This is a genomic window from Pseudomonas sp. PH1b (assembly GCF_000633395.1).
Classification (GTDB): Bacteria; Pseudomonadota; Gammaproteobacteria; order Pseudomonadales; family Pseudomonadaceae; genus Aquipseudomonas.
Map to the genome: position 1 here is coordinate 158,662 of NZ_AYMU01000008.1, position 22,716 is coordinate 181,377.

General features: G+C 63.9%; 18 protein-coding genes. 8 read left to right on the forward strand and 10 right to left on the reverse strand.

Annotated elements, in window-relative coordinates; translation table 11 throughout:
* Window positions 1-355: 355 nt before the first annotated feature.
* Genes U873_RS0115040 through U873_RS0115060 form a run of 5 tightly spaced genes read right to left on the reverse strand, consistent with a single transcriptional unit; the run spans window position 356 to window position 4,799 of the window.
* Window positions 356-1,120 carry an ABC transporter permease gene (locus U873_RS0115040; RefSeq protein WP_025129047.1) on the reverse strand — a complete coding sequence of 255 codons (765 nt, stop codon included), beginning with the start codon at window positions 1,118-1,120 and terminating at the stop codon, window positions 356-358.
* On the reverse strand, window positions 1,120-2,319 hold the full coding sequence (locus U873_RS0115045; protein ID WP_025129048.1) for an ABC transporter substrate-binding protein: 1,200 nt from the start codon (window positions 2,317-2,319) through the stop codon (window positions 1,120-1,122). The genes U873_RS0115040 and U873_RS0115045 overlap by 1 nt, the downstream gene beginning before the upstream one ends.
* Window positions 2,285-3,124: an ABC transporter ATP-binding protein gene (locus U873_RS0115050; RefSeq protein WP_025129049.1), complete on the reverse strand. Its 840-nt coding sequence runs from the start codon at window positions 3,122-3,124 to the stop codon at window positions 2,285-2,287. Before U873_RS0115050 ends, U873_RS0115045 begins: the two co-directional genes overlap by 35 nt.
* Window positions 3,121-4,191 carry an acyl-CoA dehydrogenase family protein gene (locus U873_RS0115055; protein WP_025129050.1) on the reverse strand — a complete coding sequence of 357 codons (1,071 nt, stop codon included), beginning with the start codon at window positions 4,189-4,191 and terminating at the stop codon, window positions 3,121-3,123. Before U873_RS0115055 ends, U873_RS0115050 begins: the two co-directional genes overlap by 4 nt.
* A 47-nt stretch (window positions 4,192-4,238) precedes the next feature.
* Window positions 4,239-4,799, reverse strand: a complete 561-nt coding sequence (locus U873_RS0115060; RefSeq protein WP_025129051.1) for a carboxymuconolactone decarboxylase family protein — start codon at window positions 4,797-4,799, stop codon at window positions 4,239-4,241.
* 103 nt (window positions 4,800-4,902) lie between these two features.
* On the opposite strand from U873_RS0115060, the gene U873_RS0115065 reads away from it, so the two are divergent.
* Window positions 4,903-5,814 carry an AraC family transcriptional regulator gene (locus tag U873_RS0115065; RefSeq protein WP_025129052.1) on the forward strand — a complete coding sequence of 304 codons (912 nt, stop codon included), beginning with the start codon at window positions 4,903-4,905 and terminating at the stop codon, window positions 5,812-5,814.
* 23 nt (window positions 5,815-5,837) lie between these two features.
* On the opposite strand, the gene U873_RS0115070 is transcribed toward U873_RS0115065, so the two are convergent.
* Window positions 5,838-6,053, reverse strand: coding sequence for a molybdopterin-binding protein (locus U873_RS0115070; protein WP_025129053.1), 216 nt, complete (start codon window positions 6,051-6,053; stop codon window positions 5,838-5,840).
* A gap of 227 nt (window positions 6,054-6,280) precedes the next feature.
* Here U873_RS0115070 and U873_RS0115075 point away from each other — a divergent pair, with 227 nt between their 5' ends.
* The 6 genes from U873_RS0115075 to U873_RS0115100 all read left to right on the forward strand — a co-directional run bounded on the left by U873_RS0115075 (window position 6,281) and on the right by U873_RS0115100 (window position 15,794).
* Entirely contained in the window at window positions 6,281-7,102 is an 822-nt protein-coding gene (locus U873_RS0115075; protein WP_025129054.1) for an aldo/keto reductase, read from the forward strand.
* Between the two features lie 164 nt (window positions 7,103-7,266).
* Window positions 7,267-10,104: an ATP-binding protein gene (locus U873_RS0115080; protein WP_025129055.1), complete on the forward strand. Its 2,838-nt coding sequence runs from the start codon at window positions 7,267-7,269 to the stop codon at window positions 10,102-10,104.
* Window positions 10,091-11,281, forward strand: coding sequence for an EAL domain-containing protein (locus tag U873_RS0115085; protein WP_025129056.1), 1,191 nt, complete (start codon window positions 10,091-10,093; stop codon window positions 11,279-11,281). Before U873_RS0115080 ends, U873_RS0115085 begins: the two co-directional genes overlap by 14 nt.
* A gap of 109 nt (window positions 11,282-11,390) precedes the next feature.
* Complete coding sequence (locus U873_RS0115090; RefSeq protein WP_025129057.1) at window positions 11,391-14,633, forward strand: hybrid sensor histidine kinase/response regulator; 3,243 nt, start codon at window positions 11,391-11,393, stop codon at window positions 14,631-14,633.
* 74 nt (window positions 14,634-14,707) lie between these two features.
* A complete protein-coding gene (locus tag U873_RS0115095) occupies window positions 14,708-15,355 on the forward strand; it encodes a response regulator (protein ID WP_025129058.1) in 648 nt (215 codons plus the stop codon).
* 25 nt (window positions 15,356-15,380) lie between these two features.
* On the forward strand, window positions 15,381-15,794 hold the full coding sequence (locus U873_RS0115100) for a TIGR03067 domain-containing protein (protein ID WP_025129059.1): 414 nt from the start codon (window positions 15,381-15,383) through the stop codon (window positions 15,792-15,794).
* Window positions 15,795-15,862: 68 nt separating this feature from the next.
* Here U873_RS0115100 and U873_RS0115105 read toward each other — a convergent pair whose 3' ends face one another.
* Both U873_RS0115105 and U873_RS0115110 read right to left on the reverse strand, forming a co-directional pair.
* Complete coding sequence (locus U873_RS0115105) at window positions 15,863-18,148, reverse strand: ATP-dependent DNA helicase (protein WP_025129060.1); 2,286 nt, start codon at window positions 18,146-18,148, stop codon at window positions 15,863-15,865.
* Window positions 18,145-19,797 carry a VRR-NUC domain-containing protein gene (locus U873_RS0115110; RefSeq protein WP_025129061.1) on the reverse strand — a complete coding sequence of 551 codons (1,653 nt, stop codon included), beginning with the start codon at window positions 19,795-19,797 and terminating at the stop codon, window positions 18,145-18,147. Before U873_RS0115110 ends, U873_RS0115105 begins: the two co-directional genes overlap by 4 nt.
* Window positions 19,798-20,003: 206 nt before the next feature.
* On the opposite strand from U873_RS0115110, the gene U873_RS0115115 reads away from it, so the two are divergent.
* On the forward strand, window positions 20,004-20,222 hold the full coding sequence (locus U873_RS0115115; RefSeq protein WP_025129062.1) for a YgdI/YgdR family lipoprotein: 219 nt from the start codon (window positions 20,004-20,006) through the stop codon (window positions 20,220-20,222).
* A gap of 14 nt (window positions 20,223-20,236) precedes the next feature.
* Here U873_RS0115115 and U873_RS0115120 read toward each other — a convergent pair whose 3' ends face one another.
* A complete protein-coding gene (locus U873_RS0115120) occupies window positions 20,237-20,620 on the reverse strand; it encodes a hypothetical protein (protein ID WP_025129063.1) in 384 nt (127 codons plus the stop codon).
* Between the two features lie 186 nt (window positions 20,621-20,806).
* Entirely contained in the window at window positions 20,807-22,660 is a 1,854-nt protein-coding gene (locus tag U873_RS0115125; protein WP_025129064.1) for a polyurethanase, read from the reverse strand.
* Between the last annotated feature and the right edge of the window lie 56 nt (window positions 22,661-22,716).

The following is a 22,716-nucleotide window of genomic DNA, read 5'->3' on the forward strand; positions in this document are numbered from 1 at the left end:
GCGATTGCGCTGAGGCCGTAGGAGCTGGCTTGCCAGCGAAGGCGTCGGCCGGTGCGATGCAAGGCTTGCGGGACTCTTCGCCGGCAAGCCGGCTCCTACACAGGTACTGCGGCGATTGCGCTGGGGCCGTAGGAGCTGGCTTGCCAGCGAAGGCGTCGGCACCGGCGATGCAAGGCTTGCGGGCCTCTTCGCCGGCAAGCCGGCTCCTACACAGGTAGTGCCGCGATTGCGCTGGGGCCGTAGGAGCTGGCTTGCCAGCGAAGGCGTCGGCACCGGCGATGCAGGGCTTGCGGGCCTCTTCGCCGGCAAGCCGGCTCCTACGAGGGGAGCCGGGGTGGCGCCGGCAATATGGGCCTCAGGCGTGGGACCAGCGTCGGTGCAGGGCCCGGGCGCAGGCGTCGAGGGCGAATCCAAGGACGCCAATCAGCAGCACCATGGCCATCAGTTCCGAGTAGGCTAGGCGGTCTCGGGTATCAAGAATGAAGTAGCCCAGGCCGGCGCTGACACCAAGCATTTCGCAAGGCACCAGGACGATCCACAGGATGCCGATGGACAGTCGCACCCCGGTCAGGACGTGCCCCACGACACCCGGCAGGATCACCTTGCGCAGGGTTTCCCAGCGGGTGGCGCTGAGGCTGCGGCTCAGTTGCAGCCAGCGTGGGTCGAGCTGGCGTACGCCAGCCGCGGTGTTGAGCAGGATCGGCCACAGCGCGGCAAACGCCAGGAGGAAGTAGATCGGCTGGTCCCCTACCCCCATGAGCATCACCACCACTGGCATCCAGGACAGCGGCGAGATCATCCGCAGAAACTGGAACGCCGGGGTGGTGGCCGCCTCCAGGTGCCGGTAGCTGCCCACCAGCAGGCCCAGGGGCACGCCGATCAGCAGGGCCAGGAGCAGCCCCACGAGGATGCGCTTGAGGCTTACCAGCACATGCTCATACAGCTCGCCGCGCCCCAGCAGTTCCAGCAGGCTGGCGAAGGTTGCCTCGGGGGAGAAACGCGCCGCCAGGCCATTGCCGTCACCCAGCAGGTGCACCCCCAGCCACCAGCCCAGCAGCAGGCTCAACAGCCCGGCAAGGCCCAGGACCCAGTGGCTCAGGGAGGAAGGTTGCTTGCCCATCAAAGACCGAACTCCTCGCTGCGTTCGAAGCTGTCCGCCAGGCCGAAGGCCTTGAGCCCGCCCACCGCGGCGATGGCGTTGCGCACGAAGCGCTCGTCCACCAGGTCCTTGGCGGTGTGGGCCGGATCGAGGCCGGCGAGAAAGCCCTTGTCGCCCTCGATCAGGGTGTCCTTGAGGCGCTTGACCAACTCTTCGGTGTAGCTGGGAAACGGATAGGGCTGGAAGTCGATGCGCTGCTCATCCCAGTGGCTGTGCTGGATCGCGCCGCTGGCCAGGTAGGCCTCGCGGTCGGCCGCCGCCGGCGCCAGCACCCGGTTGAGCACCTGGGGCGCATGAGGCGTGTAGCGGTTGGCGCCGTCCTTGGACAGCAGTTGTGCGGCCTCGGCGCGGTGGTCGCGGGTCCACAACTGAGCCTTGACGATGGCGTTGACCACCTTCTGCGACCATTCGGGACGGTTGTTCAGGTCATGTTCGTGCATGAACACCACGCAGCAGGCGTGGTTGCGCCAGACATCTCCGGTAAAGCGCTGCACCCGGCCGACCTTGAGTTCCTCGGCCAGGGCATTGAAGGGTTCGGCGACGATGTAGCCGGCAATCCGCTTGCTGGCCAGGGCCGGTGGCATGTCCGACGGCGGCAGCACCAGCAGGTTGACCTCGTTGGCCCCCAGGGTGCTGCCGGCGGCCTTGCTCACCGGCACCAGGCCGTGGTCGCGAAACAGTTGCTGCACCACCACGTTGTGGATCGAGTACCAGAACGGAATCGCCACCGACTGCCCGGCCAGTTGCTTGACCTCAGTGATCCCCGGGGCCACGGTCAGACCCGAGCCGCCGACGTGGTTCCAGGCCACCACCTTGGCCGGCACCCGGCTGCCATAGCGGGCCCAGACGGTCATCGGCGACAGCAGGTGAATCACGTTGACCTGCCCGGAGATGAACGCCTCGATCACCTGGGCCCAACTGCGCAGCAGCACCGGGCGCTCGGCCTTGATGCCCTCGGCCTCGAACAGGCCATTGTTGTGGGCCACCAGCAGTGGCGTGGCATCGGTGATCGGCAGGTAGCCGATGCGCACCGGCGCATCCGGCTCCTGGGCCGCACGGGCTTGCAGGCTGCTGAGCAGCGGCAAGGCGCCGCCGGCGGTCAGCAGCGCGCTGAGTTTGAGGAAGTCACGACGGGTGTGGGTGAAGTCGTCCAGGCACATGGTCAATCTCCGACGATGCAGGCAAAGGGGAATGAAGGGGGTTGCGGCTCGCCCGCCGAAGGGTTTTGAGAATCTCGATACGCAGGGCGCCCAGTTCCTCGATCCGTTCGGCACGCGGCGCCGGCAGGTCGATGCGCCACTGGCCGAGGGTACGCGCCGGGCTGTCACCCAGTAGCAGGACCCGATCGGACAGCAGCAGGGCTTCGTCAATGTCGTGGGTGATCAGCAAGGCGGCGGTCTGGTGCTCGCCAATCACCTTGAGCAGCAGTTGCTGCATGTCGGCCCGGGTCACCTCGTCCAGGGCGCCGAACGGTTCGTCGAGCAGCAGCACCTGAGGCTGGCGGGCCAGGCAACGGGCCAGGGCGGTGCGTTGCGCCATGCCACCGGAGAGCTGCGCCGGGTAGCGCTGGCGCGCCGGCGCCAGGCCCACCGCGGCGATCGCGTGATCAATCCGTTGCTGGCGCTCCGGTGCACTGAGCCGAGGCTGGCGGGCGAAGTCCAGGCCGAACGCCACATTGTGCTCAAGGTTCAGCCAGGGCAGCAGGCTCGGGTCCTGGAACGCCACGGCGACCCGCGGATGGGGCGCGGTGATCGGCTCCCCCAACAGGCTCACCGTCCCCTGGTGGGCCTGCTGCAGGCCGGCCAGGACCCGCAGCAGGCTGGACTTGCCGACCCCGCTGGGGCCGAGGATCGATACCACTTCGCCGGCTTGCAGTTGCAGGTCGAAGCCCTCCAGCACCCTGTGCCAGCCGCCCTGCGCGGCATACCCCAGGCTGATCCCCTGGGCGTTGAGCAGCGCACTCATGCGGCTGCGTTCCGTGCCTGGCGCTGCAGTTCGGCACGCAGTTGCACCAGGCTCGGGGTGACGATCGGCACGAACGCCGATTCACGCCAGCGCCGGGCGAAACCACTGCCGTATTCGTCCAGGTACGCCTTGCCGCCGCTGGCCTGCAGCTCCAGTTGCAGCGCATTGGCGGTGGCCTCGGCCAGGGCGATGCGCACCCGGAACAGCGCCGCCGGCTGAGCCAGGAAACGGCCGTCGAGCAGGCCGCTCTTGAGTTCGCTGATGGTCTGCTCCAACTGCTCGCGCTGCTCCTGCAAGGCCGGCAGCAGAAATGAACGGGCGCCTTCGATGTGACGCCCCGCCTCAACCAGGGCGCGACGCGCCAGGCCGATGGCCAGCGAGCATTGCAGGCCGAGAAAGGCCGGGCGCACCGCCGGCAGGAACACCCGGGCGTCCTCGTGCAGCAACCACTCCCGCGGCACTTGCACCTGATCCAGGTCCAGGGCCGCGGTGTTGCTCGACTGCAACCCCATCAGTTGCAGGTCGTCGGAGCGCTGCAACCCGGCCAGGGCATCGGGAATCGCCAGGATAAAGGGCGCGCCGCCCTCCTCGTGCTCGATGGCCGCGGCCACCACGAAGCCGCTCTTGCGCAGGTTGGTGACCCAGTGCAGGCGCCCGCTCAGGCTCCAGCCGTGGTCCTGGTCCTGCGCCCGAACCTGCAAGGCCTCGACCCCCGACAGGTACTTCATGGCGTTGGACAGCCCGGTGGCCCCTGCCAGCTCGCCGTTGAGCAGCGACGGCAACAGGCGCTCGCGCAGCGCCGCATTAGGGCTGTGCAGCAGGTATTCGACAAAGGCGCGCTGGCCCCAGAAGACAAAGGCCGCGGCCAGGGAGTGGCTGGCGACGGCGGCCATCACTTCCAGGGCATCGGTCAGTTCACCGCCGCTGCCGCCCTGGGCCTGGCTGATGCCGACCCGCAGCACACCGGCGTCGGCCAGGCGCGCCAACACTTCCTGGGGGTCGCAGTGGCCCTGGTCGAGGGCCTGGGCCTGGGCATCCAGCCATTCACTCAATTGCGCATCGAGCATGGGTTTTCTCCTTGAAGGGGACGCCGGTCAATCACCGGCGTGCTGATTCATTGACCTTGCACGGACCAGCGATACTTGGCCAGTTCGGGGTTCAGTTCGGTGCCGGCGAACACGTTGGCAAAGTTGCACAGGGTCGCCAGGCTGATGCCCAGGATCACTTCCAGGGCATTGCCTTCGCTGTATCCTGCGGCCTTGAACTCGGCATAGCCTGCGTCGCTGACCTTGCCCCGGGTGGCGATCACTTCACGGGCGAAGGCGGCCAGGGCTTCCAGCCGGGCTTCGGGCAAGGTGCTCTGCTCACGCAGGGCACTGACCACCGGGTCGGAGAGTTTGGCCTTGTTCAGGGCCACCGAGGTATGACCTGCGACACAGAAATCGCAGCCATGGGTGGTGGCGGCAATCAACTGCACCACTTCACGTTCGGCCAGGCTCAGCTCGGCCTTGCCGTTGAGCGCCGAGACCGTGACATAGGTTTCCAGGGCCGCCGGCGCATTGGCCAGGATGCCCAGCAGATTGGGGATGAATCCGGAATTCTTCAGCGCGTTCTCAAGAAAGGGCCGAGCGGCTTCGGGGGCGCTGTTCAAGGTGTGTAGAGTGACGCGGGACATGGAGTGGACTCCTGCTGTGGGGTGTGCGCCAAGTCTGTTGGTTATAAGAAATTCGATCCATATTCTAAAGTAGCTATTACTTGCTCCTGAGTGTTTCCCTTAGATGATTTCATCAAGCCCACTGGTTGATTGGTTATTAGAAGGCCTGGAACTCGACGCCAGCCTGTTTCACGTCGGACGCTACTGCGGTGGCTGGCACGCCAGCACCCAGGGCCTGGCCCGGGCCAGCTTCCACCTGATCGTGCAGGGCCATTGCTGGCTGCACATCGACGGCCAGCCTGAAGCCTTGCGCCTCGATAGCGGGGATGCGGTGTTCCTGCTGCAGGATCTGCCCTACCGATTGTCCGGCGCCGAACAGCCGGACCTGGCGCGCCGGCTGCCACGCCAGGCCATGACCGCCCTTGATCCCCAGGCCCAGGACGGCGTCGGGCTGGTTTGCGGCTTCTTTCACTTCAAGTCCGGGCTATCGTCGCTGATCATCGATGGCCTGCCGGGCTGGCTGATCCTGCGGGCCGGCGATCCGTCCCTGAGTGCCGCCCGGGCACTGTTCCAGCTGATTCTCGAGGAATGCCAGCGCACTCCCGCGCCGTCTTCGGCCCTGCTGGAGCGCCTCAGCCACTTGCTGTTCCTGTACGTGCTGCGCCAGCAGGTCAGCACCAACCAAGACCTCGGCGGGCTGGTGGCCCTGGCCCGTCACCCGGGGTTCGCGCCCCTGCTGGAACAATTGATCCAGCACCCCGGCCAGCCCTGGCCGCTGGAAAGCATGGCAGCCTGCACCGGGCTCTCGCGTTCGGCATTCTTCAAGCGGTTCAACGAATTGGCCGGGCAATCCCCCGGCCAGGTGCTGCTGGCCCTGCGCATGCGCCATGCCTGCCAGTTGCTCAAGGCCAACCAGACGGTGGAGCAAGCAGCCGCCGCCGTGGGGTATCAGTCCATCGCGGCGTTCACCCGAGCCTTCACCAAGGCCGTGGGACTGCAACCGGGGGCCTACCGCAAGCAGCATGAAGGGCGCTGAGCCCTGGGTCAGTGAGGACGGTCTCAGAGCTTGGCGATGGACACTTCCGTGGATTTGACGAAGGCAATCACCTCACTGCCGATCTTCAGTTCGAGGTCCCGTACCGAGCGGGTGGTGATTACCGAGGTGACGATACCCGAGGCGGTCTGTACGTCGATTTCCGAGACCACCTGGCCTTCGTGGATCTGCTTGATCACACCTTTGAACTGGTTGCGCACGTTGATGGCTTGAATAGTCATGGGAAAAATCCTTCGCAAGGGCCGGAATCAGGAGTTGAGCGGCTGGTGGTTAACATGCACCCTTGGAAAAAGTCTTTAAAGGAATAAATAATTAGTATTTTATTCCTTTATCGAATATATGATTTCCCCCCTTGCCGCCCTCGCCCCCCAGGGCCTTGACCCCTGCTGACGGCTTTGCTTCCCTGTGCCCCTCACTGACGCCATTCGACACCTACCAGGAGGTAGCCATGCGCATGTTGCAACTCGCCGACACACAGGTTCCGGTCATTGGCCAGGGCACATGGCGAATGGGTGAGGGTCGGCAGCAGCGGGATCAGGAAGTCGCCGCGCTGCGCACGGGTATCGACCTGGGCATGACCCTGATCGACACCGCGGAGATGTACGGTGAGGGCGGCGCCGAAGAAGTGGTCGGCCAGGCCATTGCCGGACGCCGCGACGAGGTGTTCCTGGTGAGCAAGGCCTATCCCCACAACGCCAGCCGCAAAGGCTTGCCCCTGGCCTGTGAGCGCAGCTTGAAACGCCTGGGCACCGAGGTCATCGACCTGTACCTGCTGCACTGGCGTGGCCAATACCCGCTGACGGAAACCGTCGAGGCCTTCGAACGCCTGCGCGAAGCCGGCAAGATCCGCCGCTGGGGTGTCTCCAACTTCGATGTGGCCGACCTGGACGAGCTCGATTCAAGCGCCTGCGCCACCAATCAGGTGCTGTACAACCTCGAGTCCCGTGGGGTCGAGTTCGACCTGCTGCCGGCCTGCCAGCAGCGGCACATGCCACTCATGGCCTACTGCCCGATCGGCCAGGGCGGCGCGTTGCTGGCCGAGCCGGCGCTGCAGCAGGTCGCCCAGCGCCACGGGGTCGACACGGCCCAGGTGGCCCTGGCCTGGCTGCTGCGCCAGGAAGGTGTGTTGGTGATTCCCAAGGCGGTACGTCCGGCCCACATTCGCCTCAATGCCCAGGCGGCGGATTTACAGCTGGCACCGGAGGACCTGCAGGCCCTGGATCAAGCCTTCCCTGCCCCACGGCGCAAGCAGCGTCTGGAAATGGTCTGAACCGGCAGCGACCTGACAAGACAATCGATTCTTGAGAACCGTTGTCGTTTAAAACGCTCAAAAAGCCCTAGTTTAGAGCCCAAAAACAACAATGCTACTTTGTACCTAGTGATTTAAGAATCGTCTGATCCCTGCTTGGCATGCCCCCCAATTACAGTGGGCGGATGAGATTAAAAAGCTACCTGCATCAGATCAATCCTCTTTTTTCCAGTCCTGAAGCAGCCCGTCGGCTGCTTCGTGTCGTGGCGCTGATTCTTTTGATTGGCCTGCTAGGCGCCGTTTACAACTTCCTGCGCACCAGTTTCAACAACGAATTGTCACAACGGCGCAGCTACATGAGCAGCGCCATCGCCGAAGCCCAGACCTTCTTCACCAGCCGCGAGGCGCTGCTGGAAAGCCTGAGTCTTTCGGCCGTGCATCGCTCTCGAGGGGACGATAGCAACGCAGACTCCGAATCCGATCCGAATGAGGAAATCCACCTGCAACTGGGCGCCCCGAATGAAAACCAGTGGAGTGTCTGGCTGACCCAGCGCATGCGCGACTACCTGCAGAACAAACAACTGAACCTGCTCTATGTCCGCGACGGCGACCCGCCCCAGGTGCAACGCCTGTTCAGGACACAACCGGAATCGGCCTATTTCCCCAAGATGCTGCTCAACAAGCTGAGCGAGCTGGACCTCGACGACGTGCCGCCCGGCGAAGAGTTGTGGTTGATGGACCACTCCGCCGGTGCCGCCCACCTGTACATATTCACCCGCCTCGACGAACGTTTCCCCAACTCTGGCTGGCTGGGCCTGGAAATGGACGGCCAGAGCGTCTCCACCGCCCTCAGCGACCAGAGCGCCGGGGACTTCATGATGTTCAATTCCCAGGGCGGATTAATTTTCAGCACCACCCCCAGTGCCCGATTGAGCGCGGACGTGCAACGGGTCCAGGGAGGCAGTTTCTTCGGTTTTCTTGGCGGTCGCTGGTGGCCGGACCACCTGGTGATACGCAAGCAGCTGGGGTCATCGGACTGGCAACTGGTGTACTCCTTCGATCTGCACAACCTGCTCAAGAGTCTCTGGCCGCAAATACTTGCGGCCTTGCTCATCAGCCTGCTGGGCATGGGCTTGATCAGCCTGCTCACGCATTGGATCGAAGTGCGCCTGATCAGTCCGGCGCTGCACCGGATCCAGGCCCTGATCGAAAGCGAAGCCTTCAGCCGCGACGTGATCCAGATCGCCCCGGTAGCCCTGTGCGTATTGCGTCGCAGCGATGGCCGGGTGGTGCTGGAAAACACTCTGTCCCAGCAGTGGCTGGGCAATGGCAGCGAACGCGACCAACTGTGTGCCGGCTGGATCGAACAGGCCTTCAACCCCAGCCGCCCCAACAGTTCGGACTACTTCGAGACTGCTGACGGGCGCCACCTCTACCTCAGCTCGGCTCCCACCCGCTACAAGGGCGAGGATGTGCTGTTCTGTGCCTTCAGCGACATCAGCGCACGCAAGCAGATCGAGGCAGCGCTTGAGGAAGCCAAGCGCCTGGCCGACACCGCCAATGAAGCCAAGACCCTGTTTCTGGCCACCATGAGCCACGAAATCCGCACCCCGCTGTACGGTGTGCTCGGCACCCTGGAACTGCTCTCGCGGACCCATCTGGACAACCAGCAGAAAGACTACCTGCGGGCCATCGAAGGATCGTCCGGGACCCTGCTGCAACTGATCTGCGACGTGCTCGACGTGTCCAAGATCGAAGCCGGGCAACTGGCCCTGGAACTCAGCGAGTTCTCCTCCCTGGACCTGGTCCACGAGATCATTCAGGGCTACGCCGCCGCAGCCCAGGCCAAGGGCCTGCAGTTCTATGCCTGCATCGAACCGCAATTGCCGGAAGTGCTTCTGGGTGATGTCACGCGGATCCGCCAGATCCTCAGCAACCTCTTGAACAATGCGGTCAAGTTCACCGACTCCGGGCGCATCGTCCTGCGGGTCAGGGTTGACAGCCGCGATGGCGAACGCAGCAACATCCTCTGGCAGGTATCGGATACCGGCCGCGGCATTGCCCAGGACGATCAGGCCTTGATCTTCGAACCCTTCTACCAGACCGAGGGCAATACCAACGTCATCGCCGGCACCGGCCTCGGCCTGCCGATCTGCCAGCGCCTGACCCAGTTGATGAACGGCAACCTGCGCATGGTCAGCGAGCTCGGGCTGGGCAGCAGCTTTACCTTGACCCTGCCGCTGGAGGCCTCCTCGACGATGCCAGGCACGCCAATGATCAGCCCGTTGCTGCCAGAGATGATCTACGTGGTGTCGCCGGTGCGCGAGCTTGCCGAATCCGTGGCCGGCTGGCTGCGCCGCTGGGGCGCCCGGGCTCAGTTCAGCCTGCCCACCCAGTCGGATCGCTGCCGCGGCCATGTCCTTATCGAGCTGCACCCCGGGGCACTGGAACACCGGCTGGAGCCTGACTGGCAAGGCCCGCTGGTGCTGGCCAGTGGCGACGGTCACAACGAACCGCGGATCCATGGCGGCAGTTGGCAGGTCAACACCAACAACCTGCGGGCGATCCATCAGGCCGTTAGCCAGGCCCAGGGTGTATGGGTGGCCCAGAGTGAAGAACACCCGGATATCCGCGAGTTGAAGAAGCTCAGCCTGCATGTGCTGGTGGCCGAGGACAATGTGATCAACCAGTTGATCCTCAAGGACCAGCTGGAGGAACTGGGCTGCAGCGTGGAACTGGCCTCGAACGGTGAAGAAGCCCTCGCCATCTGGAGAAGCGGTCAGTTCGACGTGGTGTTGACGGATGTGAACATGCCGAAGCTCAACGGCTATGAACTGGCCAAGGAGCTTCGACGTCTGGGCTGTTCGATCCCGATCATCGGGGCGACGGCCAATGCAATGCGCGGAGAAGAAGAGCTCTGTATTGCAGCCGGGATGAACCACTGCCTGGTGAAGCCCTTTGCATTAAGAGCGTTGTTCAACTATCTGGCGCCTTATGAAAGAGCTCCCCATGAAGTCCTGTAGCATTTTGATCGTCGAAGATCAGCCGTTTCAGTACATGTACCTGCAACACCTGTTCAACGAGCTGGGCCCCTATCAACTGGAGGTTGCGCGCAATGGTGCAGAAGCTCTGGAGCGTCTCAAGCATCGGCACTTCGATCTGGTACTGACTGACTTGCTGATGCCCGGCATGGACGGCGTGCAGTTCATCCAGGGCCTGGCCGACCAGCGTGCCCGCCCGGCCCTGGCGATCATGAGCGCCTCGTCCCGGCGCATGCTGATGGGGGCAAGCCTGGTGGCGCGCAACCTCGGGCTGCGGGTGATCGGGCTGATATCCAAACCGGTGAACCTGGCAGCCTTGCGCAGCCTCACCGCCCAATTGCCCGGCCTTCTCAGCGCGGCTGAAAAGCCCGCCCTGGGCGTGGAGTGCAGCCGTGAAACCCTTCTGGATGCCCTGCGCAACGGGCAGATCCAGGCCTGGTTCCAGCCCAAGAAGGCCCTGAACAATGGGCGCATCGTCGCCGCCGAGGCATTGGTGCGCTGGATGCATCCGCAACACGGCATGCTGCTGCCTTGTGATTTTCTCCCCGAGCTCACGGTGGAGGGCCTGGAAGAAGACCTGCTGTGGCTGATCCTGCAGCAGGCCCTGGACGCCCAGATGCGCTGGCGCGACAACGGCTATGACATCCCGGTGTCCATCAACCTGCCGACCCACCTGCTCAACAGCCCGGATCTGGCCGACCGCCTGCACGACTTCGTGATCCAGCGCCAAGGCGTACCGAACAAGATCTGCTTCGAACTCATGGAGTGCTCGACCCCGGAACACATCAGCAACTTCTATGCGGGCGCCTGCCGCCTGCGCATCAAGGGCTTCGGCCTGTCCCAGGATGATTTCGGCAAGGGCTACAGCTCCTACATGAACCTGGTATCGACTCCGTTCACTGAATTGAAGATCGACCGCGGCCTGGTCCAGGGCTGCCACAACAATGAAGAAATGACCCAGGCCTTGACCAGCATCATCGCGCTGGGCCGGCAGTTGGGCCTGACTGTCGTGGCCGAAGGGGTGGAGAGCGCGCAGGAGCTCGCCCTGCTGAGGAAAATCGACTGCACCCAGGTCCAGGGGTTCCTGATCTCCCATGCGGTCTCTTCGCAACAGTTTCAGCAACTGCTGGCCCAAGACGGACCGGCAACGATGTATTAGCCGATGAACCCATTGCTCACCCGCGCAACAGTCACTCATCGCTGACGGCCTTGCTTCAGAGGTAGGAATCTCAAGATTGAGGCCCTTATACGTGTTTGGGAAATCAGTGATGAAAAACAGCAACACCTTCCTGGAGAACCTGACTCGCAGCTCGATCCGGTTGAACAAAGGCATGTTGATCCTGCTGGGCCTGGCACTGCTGTTGTTCGCCACTCTCTACTGGACCACCCAGCGCCTGATTGACGAACAGTACAGCAGCGTGCGTTTCCACTTCGCCCGGCTGATGGAGAATGTCCAGGAGCAGGAACTGTTTCTGCGCCGCCTGGCAGCGCACCATGCGGTCGACTCGATGATGAGCGACGAGCCTCACGCCCTGTACCTGCAGCGGCCTTTGCCCAGCGTGGGCAACAATGCCTATGAAGGCCAGGAATACCCCTACTCGATTCCCTTCAGCCTGAACTTCAATCACCAGCAGCTGGCCATCGGGGAACTGCCCAAGGTGTTCGCCCTGGGCGTGCACCTGTCGACCTTCTACAGCGCCTTCTGGTCCACTTCGCACTATCCCGCGCCCCGTACCTTCATCTTCAACGCCTACGGCAATTTCGACATCAGCGTGCCGGCGGCGCGGCACATGCGGGGCAACCCCTGGCGCAGCGAGATACCCTACAACAGCGTGGTGGAGCGGGTGCTGCGCCACCTGACGGTGAAGAACAACGGCTTCCCGGACCGCCAGGTCTATTGGGAGCGGTACAACCAGCCGGACTCGGGGGATGTCGCCCCCAAGCTGCTGGCCTTTATCAACCTGCACCTGGGCTCGGAACAGTTGCACATCAACGGGGCCAGCGACTGGGTGGTGGCGGCATCGCTGCTCAACCTGGACGGTGTCAACAACATCGAACGGCTCATGCACTGGTCGATCTATGACGATTTCACCCTCATCGACCCCTCGGGCCTGGTCCTCACCGGCGCCAATGACCCTGCCAATGCCTTGCAGGAAGGCTTGAATTTCGGCCTGCGAGGAATGACCTTCAAACTCACCAGCCAGTCCTCGGCGCTTTGGACCGGGCTCTACACCATCAGTTACCAGAGCTATTTCGACTATGCCCAGTGGGCGCTGCTGGGCCTGCTGGGCCTGGCCCTGGGCGCCGTTGCCTGCGGCTGGGCGGCGTGCCGCTGGTACCGCAACCACGTGGTGATACCCGCACAACTGGCGCACCAGACCATCGCCGAAAGCGAAGCCTTCAACCGGGTGATCATCGACACCGCCCCTACCGGCTTGTGCGTGGCACGCCGGGACAACTTCAAGGTGCTGTTGGAAAACCACCAGGCCCGGCACTGGCAAGGCACGGCAAAGCTGCTGTCGCTGCTGCAACGTGACCAACGCCTGGTCGACGCAGGGGAAACCTATCTCGACATCGATGGGCGCCACCTGCAGGTCGGTTTCGTCTCGACCCGCTACAAGGGCCAGGATGCAGTGCTCTGTGCCTTCAATGACGTCACCCATCACGTCGAGGATGCCCAGGCGCTGGATCAGGCGAGGCGCTCGGCAGATGCTGCCAACGAAGCCAAGACCCTGTTCCTGGCGACCATGAGCCATGAGATCCGCACCCCGTTGTATGGTGTGCTCGGCACCCTGGAGCTGCTCGGGCTGACCACCCTGGATCCACGCCAGAGCGACTACCTGCAGACCATCCAACGCTCCTCCAGCACCCTGTTCCAGCTGATCAGCGACGTGCTTGACGTGTCGAAGATCGAGTCCGGGCAGATGAGCATCGACCCGGCGGAGTTCTGCCCGCTGGACATGCTGGAGAACGCCCTGCACACCTACGCCGCCTCTGCCGAACAGCGCGGGCTGCTGCTCTACGCCTGCATCGACCCGAACCTGCCGGCCCTGATGCTGGGGGACGCGACACGGATCCGCCAGATCCTCAACAACCTGTTGAGCAACGCGATCAAGTTCACCGACAGTGGCCGGGTGGTGCTGCGGGTCCGGGTGCTGACGCTCGAAGAGCGAGAGGCCTGCATCGAGTGGCAAGTCACCGACACCGGCATCGGCATCTCTGCCCAGCAGCAACCCTTTCTGTTCGATCCCTTCTATCAGGTGCGCGATGCCTCCAGCGAGGCCGGGGCCGGGCTCGGACTGGCCATCTGTCAGCGCCTGAGCCAGATGATGGGGGGCCAGATGCAGGTGATCAGCGAGCCTGGGCTGGGCAGCAATTTCTCCCTGCGCCTGAGCCTGCAGCACCTGCCTGGAGCCCTGCCGGCAACTCCGCTGGTGCCCGACGGGCCTGCGGTCTATGTCCGCGCGCCGGTGCCGGAACTGGTGAAAAGCACCTGCGACTGGCTCGGCCGCCTGGGGGTCCAGGCCTACCCGCTGCCCAACGGCTGGGAAGACCAGCCCCAGGAGCGGCTGCTCATCGACCTGCTGCCCCGGGGCTCCCTCGCGCCCTGGTCCGGGCCTTGTCTGAGGGCTGTATCCAGCGGGCACAGCAGCGACAGCCGCCAGGGGGAAAAATGCCAGGTCGACGCCCACGACATCCGCGCCATCGCCCGCGCCGCAGCCCTGGCGCGCCAAGGCCTTCCCCCGCACCTGGCTCCGCAGCAGCCGAACTCCTTGCAGCCATTGCACCTGCACATCCTGGTGGCGGAGGACAACCCGATCAACCAGGTGATCATCAAGGAGCAACTCGAGGCCCTGGGTTGCCAGGTGACCCTGGCGGCCAATGGCGAGCAGGCCCTGGAGCAGTGGGAACCGCAGCTGTTCGACATCGCCATCAGCAACGTCAACATGCCGATCATGAATGGCTACGACCTGGCCAGGGAGTTGCGCCGACGCGACCCGCAACTGCCGATCATCGGCGTCACCGCCAATGCCATGCGCGAGGAAGGCAGCCGTTGCCTGGCCGCCGGAATGAACACCTGGATCGTCAAACCCATGAACCTGCAGACGTTGCGAGGCCAACTATTGAAGCTTTGCCAAAGCACTCCCCCCCCACCTCCGGCGCCTGCAACGCCGACGCCGGCTGAAGCCCGGCCCAGGGTAGACACCGCCCCTGTGCCTGCGGGCAACACCCTCCAGCTCTCGGAAAAGATGCGCCCGCTGTTTGTCAGTACCATGCACGAGGACCTGCAACGGTTGACCAAGGCGTTGGAGACCGGGTCCGCCAACGCTGCCGCCGAGCGCCTGCACAGCATCGCCGGAGCCATGGGCGCCGTGCAGGCCGTGGCACTGGCCAGGGCTTGCGCCGAACTGGAGTGCCAGTTGCTGGAAAACAGCCTGAGCCCGGCTCTGGTTGCCCAGGTCCGGCAATTGATGCAGCGCCTGTCGGAACTCCTGCTGCCCCTTGAATAATGAGCGCCAGGGTTTAATGTACCGTCAGTCTCGGGTTTCTTTATTAATTAGCGTCTTACACGGGTGTGTTTGTCATGGAAAAACTGAAAGTAGTCATTGCTGACGATCACCCGATTGTGTTGCTCGGCGTTCGCGAGCTGATGGAGCGCGATGATCGATTTGAAATCGTTGGTGAGGCGGTGTGCTCCAAGGGCCTGGTCCAGCTTCTGGAGGCGCGCCCGGTGGATGTCGTCATCACCGACTACAACATGCCCGGGGACTCGCCTTACGGCGACGGCCTGAAACTGGTGGAATACCTCAAGCGCAACTTCCCCCATTTGCAGATCCTGGTCCTGACCATGATTTCCAACCAGTTGATCCTCACCCGCCTGCATGAACTGGGGGTGGTCGGGGTGATCCAGAAGAGCCAGTTGCACGAGGAAATCCAGACCGCCCTCAAGGCCATTGCACAAAAAGGCATCTACCGCAGCCTGGAGCCGGCCTCCAACTCGGTGCTGGAATCCAACGTGGCAATCGATGCACGAATCTCCACCCTGTCGCCCAAGGAGTTCGAGATCCTGCGCCTGTTCGTTTCCGGCAAGAGCGTCAGCGACATCGCCCGCAGCCAGAACCGCAGCTCGAAAACCATCAGCGCGCAGAAAATTTCCGCGATGCGCAAACTGGAAGTGCAAAGCGACCAGGACCTGCTGACCTACTGCATTGGCCGTAATATCTTCAACTGACCCCACCCCAAGGTACCAATCGACAATGGATACTCTGTCATCACGCAAGGCAGCTGACCTGCGGGAGCTCGAACGCCTGCAAGGAGCCTGGGAGCAGACCGGCATGGAAGACAGCGGTGTATTCGACCCACCGGACGAGCACAGCGCTCCCGGTGCCCTGACCCTGATCGAAGGCAACCGGTTTCGCGTGGTCACGGTGGAGGGCGAGCAACTGCTGGCCGGAACCTTCACCCTCGACAGCAGCACCACGCCCAAGTCCATCACCTGGATCGACAGCGTCGGCGCTGATGCCGGACAGCCCCTGCCCGCCAGTTATCAGCTGAGCGACGATCACTTCGTGTTCATCGCCGCCGACACCGGCCAGCCCCGGCCAACCCGTTTCCACACCGGCCCGGGCGAAACCCTGCGGCGCTTCATCCGGGTCCGTCAGGGCCAGTGAACCCCCGGGGCTTGGCACCTGCCAGGCCCCTCTTGCCGAGGCTTCAGGACCCAGGCCCGGTGCCGCCCCTAGCCGGCAACCACCGACCCGCCGGGCCCATCGAGGGCCCACCAGCCCGGCAGCAGTTGCCTGACCCGCGGCTCGGCAAAGCGATCATCGATCAACATCAGCACACCCCGGTCCGCCTGGCTGCGGATCACTCGCCCGGCGGCCTGCACCACTTTCTGCAGCCCGGGGTAGAGGTAGGTGTAGTCATAACCGGAGCCGAACAGCGCCGCCATGCGCTGCTTCATCTGTTCGTTCAAGGGGTTGAGCTGAGGCAGCCCGAGGGTCGCGACGAAGGCACCGATGAGTTTCGATCCCGGCAGGTCGATGCCCTCGCCGAAGGCTCCGCCGAGCACGGCAAAACCTATGCCCTGCCCCTCGGCCCGAAACTGCTGGAGAAAGTTCTCGCGGGATGACTCGTCCATGCCCCGGGACTGTTGCCACAAGGCAATCTGCGGATGCTCAAGGGCCAGCAACTCGGCCACTTGCTGCAGGTAATCGAAACTGCTGAAGAAGGCCAGATAGTTACCCGGGCGCGCCTGGAACTGGCGCGCCAGCAACTCGACAATCGGCGCCAGCGACGCTTGCCGATGAACGTAGCGCGTGGAGATGCGGCTGACGATGTGCACCTCCAGTTGCCGGGCCTCGAACGGTGACTCGACGTCCAGCCACACGGTGTTTTCCGGCAGCCCGAGCAGATCGGCGTAGTAATGCCGGGGATTGAGCGTCGCGGAAAACAGCACGCTGCTGCGGGCCGCCGTCAACCGAGGGCGCAGCAGCGCCGCTGGCACCACGTTGCGCAGGCACAGGCGTGACAGGCTGCGCTTGGCGCTCAACACGCGCTTGCTGATGTCGAAGATGAACTGCTGCGGCTCGAACAGCTCCGCCACCCGGGCAAATTGCAGCAGCTCGAAATACAGGCCCTGCAGCTCGCTGTCCAGGCCCTCGGGGTGCTCGTTGAAATAGTCGCCCAGGGCCGCAACACACAGCCCCAGCGCCTTGAGCAACGCCGTCGGCAGCCGGTCATGGGCCTGATAGGGCGCGACCTGGTCCTTGTGCAGGGCATTCCACTCGCGATTGAGACGTTGCAATGAGCTTTTCAAGGCCTGGGGCGCGCTGGCACGCACCTTGGCCAGTTGCTGCTGGTCGAGGCTGGCGCTGTACATGCCGCGTCCGCGCTCCACCAGATTGTGGGCTTCGTCCACCAGTACCGCGACCTGCCATTGGTTGGCCTGGGCCAGGCCGAACAGCAAGGCGCTGAAATCGAAATAATAGTTGTAGTCGGCCACCACCAGATCGCTCCAGCGGGCCATTTCCTGGCTCAGGTAATAGGGGCAGACCTGATGCTCCAGGGCCACCTGGCGCAGCGCCTGGCGGTCCAGCATCGGCACCTGGCTGGCCGCCTGGCGCGCCGCCGGCAGGCGCTGGTAGAAGCCCCTGGCCAACGGACAGGAGTCGCCATGACAGGCCTTGTCCAGGTGCTCACAGGCCTTGTCCCGGGCCACCAGCTCCAAGACCCGCAACGGCAACTCGGGCTGGTCGGCGAACAGCACCCGGGCCGCATCGAGGGCCAATTGTCGTCCCGGGGTCTTGGCGGTGAGAAACAGCAGCTTGTCCAGTTGCTGCGGGGCCATGGCCTTGAGCATCGGGAAGATCGTGCCCAGGGTCTTGCCGATGCCGGTGGGCGCCTGGGCCAACAGGCAACGGCCGGTGCTGACCGCCTTGTACACCGACTCGGCGAGGTGACGCTGGCCGCGGCGAAACTCGCCATGGGGAAAACTCAGGCTGCGGGTGGCCTGGTCACGGGCTGTGCGGTGCTGCATTTCCTGCTGGGCCCAGTGCAGGAACAGCGCGCATTGCTGGTTGAAGAAGTCTTCCAGCACCTGGGCGCTGTGCTCCTGTACCAGCGATGTTTCCTGTTCGCTGAGGACGTCGAAGTACACCAGAGACACGCGGATGACCGGCAGTTGCAGGCTCTGGCACAGCAACCAGCCATAGACCTTGGCCTGGGCCCAGTGCAGTTGCCGATGATTGTCGGGCATGCGCGCCAGGTCGCCGCGGTAGGTCTTGATCTCTTCCAGCAGGTTCTGCGTCGGGTCGTAGCCGTCCGCCCTGCCCTTGACCAGCAACTCGCCGTAGCGCCCCTCCAGGGCCACTTCACTCTGGTACTCGGGGTTGCGGCGGGAGGCCACGGTACGGTGCCCGTGCATGCCTTCCAGCGCGGTCGGCGACGGGGTGAAGCGCAGATCCAGATCGCCGCTCTTGGCGCTGAATTCGCACAGGGCCCGTACCGCGATGCGATAGCTCACCCCTCGCAGTCCTGCCACTGCACATAACACACCGTCACCGGCATCCGGTGCTCCTGGCAGAAGTCCAGCCAGCGCAACTGGTTGTCCTGCAGGCGATCCCCCGGGCCCTTGACCTCGATCATCCGGTAGGTTTTCTCCTCGGGCCAGAACTGGATCAGGTCCGGCATCCCCGCGCGGTTGGCCCGGATGTCCAGCAGCAGGCGCTGGAACCAGTGCTTCAGGTGCTCGGCAGGCAGGCAGTCGAGGGCCTGTTCGAGCAGTTCCTCGGTCAGCGCCCCCCAGAACACGAAGGGTGATTGCAGGCCCCACTTTTCGGCAAAGCGCTGGCGGATGCTGTCGCGGTAGCGGCCATCGTCCAGTTCCGCCAGGCAGCCCTGGAACAGCGCGCTGCGCCGCTCATGGAAATCTTCGCTGAGCAGGTCCACCGGCCCGCGCTGGAACGGATGGAAGAAGGCCCCCGGCAACGGAGCGAACACCGCCGGCCAGCAGAGCAGCCCGAACAGCGAATTGATCAGGCTGTTCTCCACGTAGTGCACCGGCCCCTCGGGCTGGTGCAGATGCAGCTGGACCCGTTGCTCAACGCTCAGTCCCTGCCCGTCCTGGGGCAATTGCAGGTCCAGGCGCTGCACCTCGCGAGCGGCCGTGCGTGGCAGTGGCGGCCCGCCCAGCTTGCGTCGCAGCCTGGGCATGACCCGCAGCAACTGCTGGGCCTCGGCGGCACTCTCGGGGGCAGCCGCTGCCTGCTCCGCCAGGGCCAGGGCCGCCGGGTACTCTTCGCTGCGCTCCAGCACCCGGATCAGCCGCAAGCGCGCCCCGGGGTAGGCACACTGCTGATAGATCGCCCGGGCCAGGGCCCAGTCCGCCAGGCGCTCGCCATGCTGGCCCAGGAGGAACAAGAGTTTGCCCCGGCGCTTCTCCAGCCAGGGGTTGGCGGTGCTGAACGCGGCGATTCGCTCCAGCACCTGGGGCAGTTCATCCCCGGCCTCGAATCCTTCCTGGCACTGGTGCAGGTAAAAGAAGCCATCGACGTCGTCACGGCTGCGCAGGCCGCGGGCATCGGCGCTGATCTCGACTTTTTCGTAGCTGTAGATGCCCAGGTCCGCCAGCACGAACTCCGACCAGTCCTGGTAAAGGTTGCCGAAGAACATCAGGCGCAAGCGGTCGCACAGTGGCATGAGCGTCAGGCTCAGCAGCCTGTCGTCCAGCTCCGGGCACCATTGGCCAAACGCCTGGGGTTGCGGGTGCTGGGCCTGCAGCGCCTCCAGCCACTGGCTCTTCTTCGCCTTGGCCGGCAGCGCCAGGGCCTTGAACGCCTGCTGCAACTCGGCCTTGTGCAGCAAGCCGAACAGCTCCTCCAGGCTCAGCGGCGCCTGCTCGTCGACCCAGCCCAGGGCCAGTAGCGGCACCAGGGCCCGGGCGCTGTCGCCGATCTCCGGGTAACTCAGCTTGCCCAGGCGAAAGTGCCGCCCCTTGCGCATCACCATGCGCACCAGCAAGGCCTGGGACGGCTGGGCCAGGGCCGTGAAGTCACGAATGAAGCACTGCTCGGCGTCCGTCAGCACATCGGCATAGCGCAGCTCCAGCCAGCTCAACACTTGCTGGAAGTTGTGCAGGTAATAGAGGGGGTTTTCGAGGGGATTGGAGGTCACGGAACTAAGACGCCACGGCGGGTTGAATACTGGTTATGCGTACAGATAACAGCCGTTGCCCCGCTCTGGCAAACACTATTGGATAAATGGCGCGGCGAAGTTTTTTACAATGGCCCACAGAACTTTTGTCGTCTTCACTACACCAACGGGCCATGGCTATAGTGTCCAGCGCATCGTGGATGCACCACTACTGACGAGAAACCTGTATGAACCTGAAAAACCTGGGATTGCTCCTGCTCGCTGCCCTGACCCTGGCCGGCTGCGCCTCGCCCACCGTGGTGACCCTGCAGAACGGCACGCAGTACCTGACCCGTGATCAGCCCAAGACCAAGACTGCCGATGGTTTCTATGAATTCCAGGACATCTCCGGCAAGACCATTCGGGTCAAGGCGGACGATGTGGCCACCGTCCGCCAGGAAAAATGATTCACCGCAGCACTTCAATGCCCCCAGAGCAAGCCTCCCTGCCCCGGCTCGCAGAAAAACCCCGGCACCGGCTTGCCACGCTTGGACAACTCCTGGCTCACCTGCCGGCAGCGATCACGCTCCCTGGCATTGGCGTTATCAATGCTGATGTTGCCTGTGGTGTCCGGCGTCGCGTCGTCCTTCAGACGAAACTGCGCCAGGGGCTGCTCCGGGTCCAACTGGAAAAGACTGGGGGCAGGCTCCTCGGTGGTGGCTGGCGCGGGTAAACCGGGCGGCAACTGATCCACGGTCACCCCGTAGCGTTTCAAAATCGAGCTGTGAGGCAACTCCTCGGCCGATGCCATGCATGCCCACAGGGCCAGCACCAGACCGCTCGCATACCTCTTGCTGTTACTCACTGTCAAAACTCTCCTGTCACTGCCTTGAATCGATTGCGGTTGCATCCCTGAAACCTTGCGTACCTCTAGTAACGCATCAGCGGGCTGCAGCTTTACCGGTATTGGAGTCGGCATTTGACTGACAGGTCACTTTTTTTATCCAGGCAAGGGCCCGGGGCCCGTTGCAGGCCCCGGGCCCTTTCGGTATCAGGCGATGGTGATGCCCGAGCCGTTGAGGTGGTCGAGGCTGACTCCCACCAGGGTCACCGAATCCTGGCCGAAGGTCAGGACCGTGTCGTTGCCGCTGCTGCTGGCATGGGCTCGGTAGTCCTGGTCCGGCAGCACCCCGGCCACGCCCATGAACACCAGTTTGTCGCCGCCCTGATAGCCGACGATGCGATCGTTGCCGAAATGACCATTGAACAGGAAGGTGTTATTGCCGCCCCCCGACTCCATCAGGTCATTGCCGTTGCCGCCGACGAACACGTCGTTGCCGCGGCCGCCGACCAGGTGGTCGTTGCCATCCAGGCCAAACAGCCAGTCGCCCCCATCATGGGCCCGAAGCAGGTTGTCGCTGCCATCGCCCTTCACCGACGAGGCGTACTGGGTCAGTTGGTTGCCGGCCTTCAAGCCCTGGTCGGTAACCTGATGGAACACATCGTCCTTGAACAGGCCCCAGAGAAACCCCGGCTCCTTGCTCTGGATCGCGCCGATGTCACGGGTGATGCTGATCCCGCCCTTGGCGTCGCGCACGTACAGGGTGCCGGCACCGTCGCTGGCGAAGCTGTAGTTGCTCACCGACTGCTGCAGGTCCAGGGTGTTGTGGCCCTGGCCACCGAGGATGATGTTGTAGCCGCCCTCGTCGCGGAAGGTGTCATTGCCGTCGCGGCCCTCCAGGTAGTCGTTGCCGCGGCCGCCCTGGATCAGGTCGTTGCCGTCGCTGCCGATGATGAAGGTGCTGCCCTTGTGGGTCTCGGCATTGCGGTTCAGGTCCTGGACCCAGGTACTGGCCCGCGCCGGGTCCGACAGGTTGGCGACGACGATGGTCGAGTCCTTGCTGGTGAAGTCGTAGAACTTCGATTCCAGCACCCGGGTCAGGCCATCGCCGTAGCCGGTGGGCAGGTGGGAGATCCAGGTGGGGATGTTGAGGATCGAGAACGGCAGCACGTTCCACAGGGTCGAGGCGTAATGGTCGTTGAAGTTGACGATGTTGTTGGTGGCCGAGTCCTGGTGCGCATCGTGGACCCCAAGCGACGCCAGGTTGAAGCTCGAACCGTCCAGGGCACGGAACACCGGGTCGTTCTCGTAGCCGATGTTCAGCACCTTGTCGCTGGCGCTCTGGGTCGGCGAGGCATAGGCGATGTAGTTGGAGTCCTTGTAGAACCCGGACCAGCGCTCGCCGCTCAGGTCCGCCAGGCTGTTGACCGCCAGCCCGCCCAGGCTGTGGCCGCTGACCAGGATGTCCTTGCCGGACAGGCCATGGGCCTGGGCAAAGGCCGCGACATCGCCCAGCAGCGTGCCGAAGGCCTCGCCGGCGTAGTTCTTCGCATAGTCCTTGGGCCCCAGGGCCGCCAGCAGGTCATTGATCACATCGCCGAGGGAGTCGCTGAGCAGCGACTCCCGGGGGCCGCTGGTGCCGCGAAAGCCGATGCCGATGGAGCTCAACTGGCCCTGGGCATCGTACTTGCCGAGGATCTCCACCTGGGCCGTACCGTAGCCGGCCTTCTCGCCAAAGAAGGTGCCCCGGGCATCCACCTTGCCGCCATAGCCCAACTGCTCGGCACTGATGGTGGACCAGCCGGCCTGGTTCAGCGCCTCCTTGGCGGCCTTCTCGGAATCGGGGTTCCAGGGAATCCCGGGGATCACCCCCTGGGAATCGCTGCTGCCGATCAGCGCGGTGACCAGGGTCGCCGGCAGGCCCAGGCCGAAGCCGTTATGCTGATAACCCACGGCAAAGCCGTTGTCGAGGTTGTGATAGGAGTACAGGGTAATCGCCATGGCATCGGTAAACAGCGCCTTGGAATCCTCTGCAGTGAAGTTCTTGTAGTCAAACACACCCATGGTATTGCCTCTCTTTTGTTGGAATTGTCAGAGATAGCTCCGGCCACCCAGGCCCG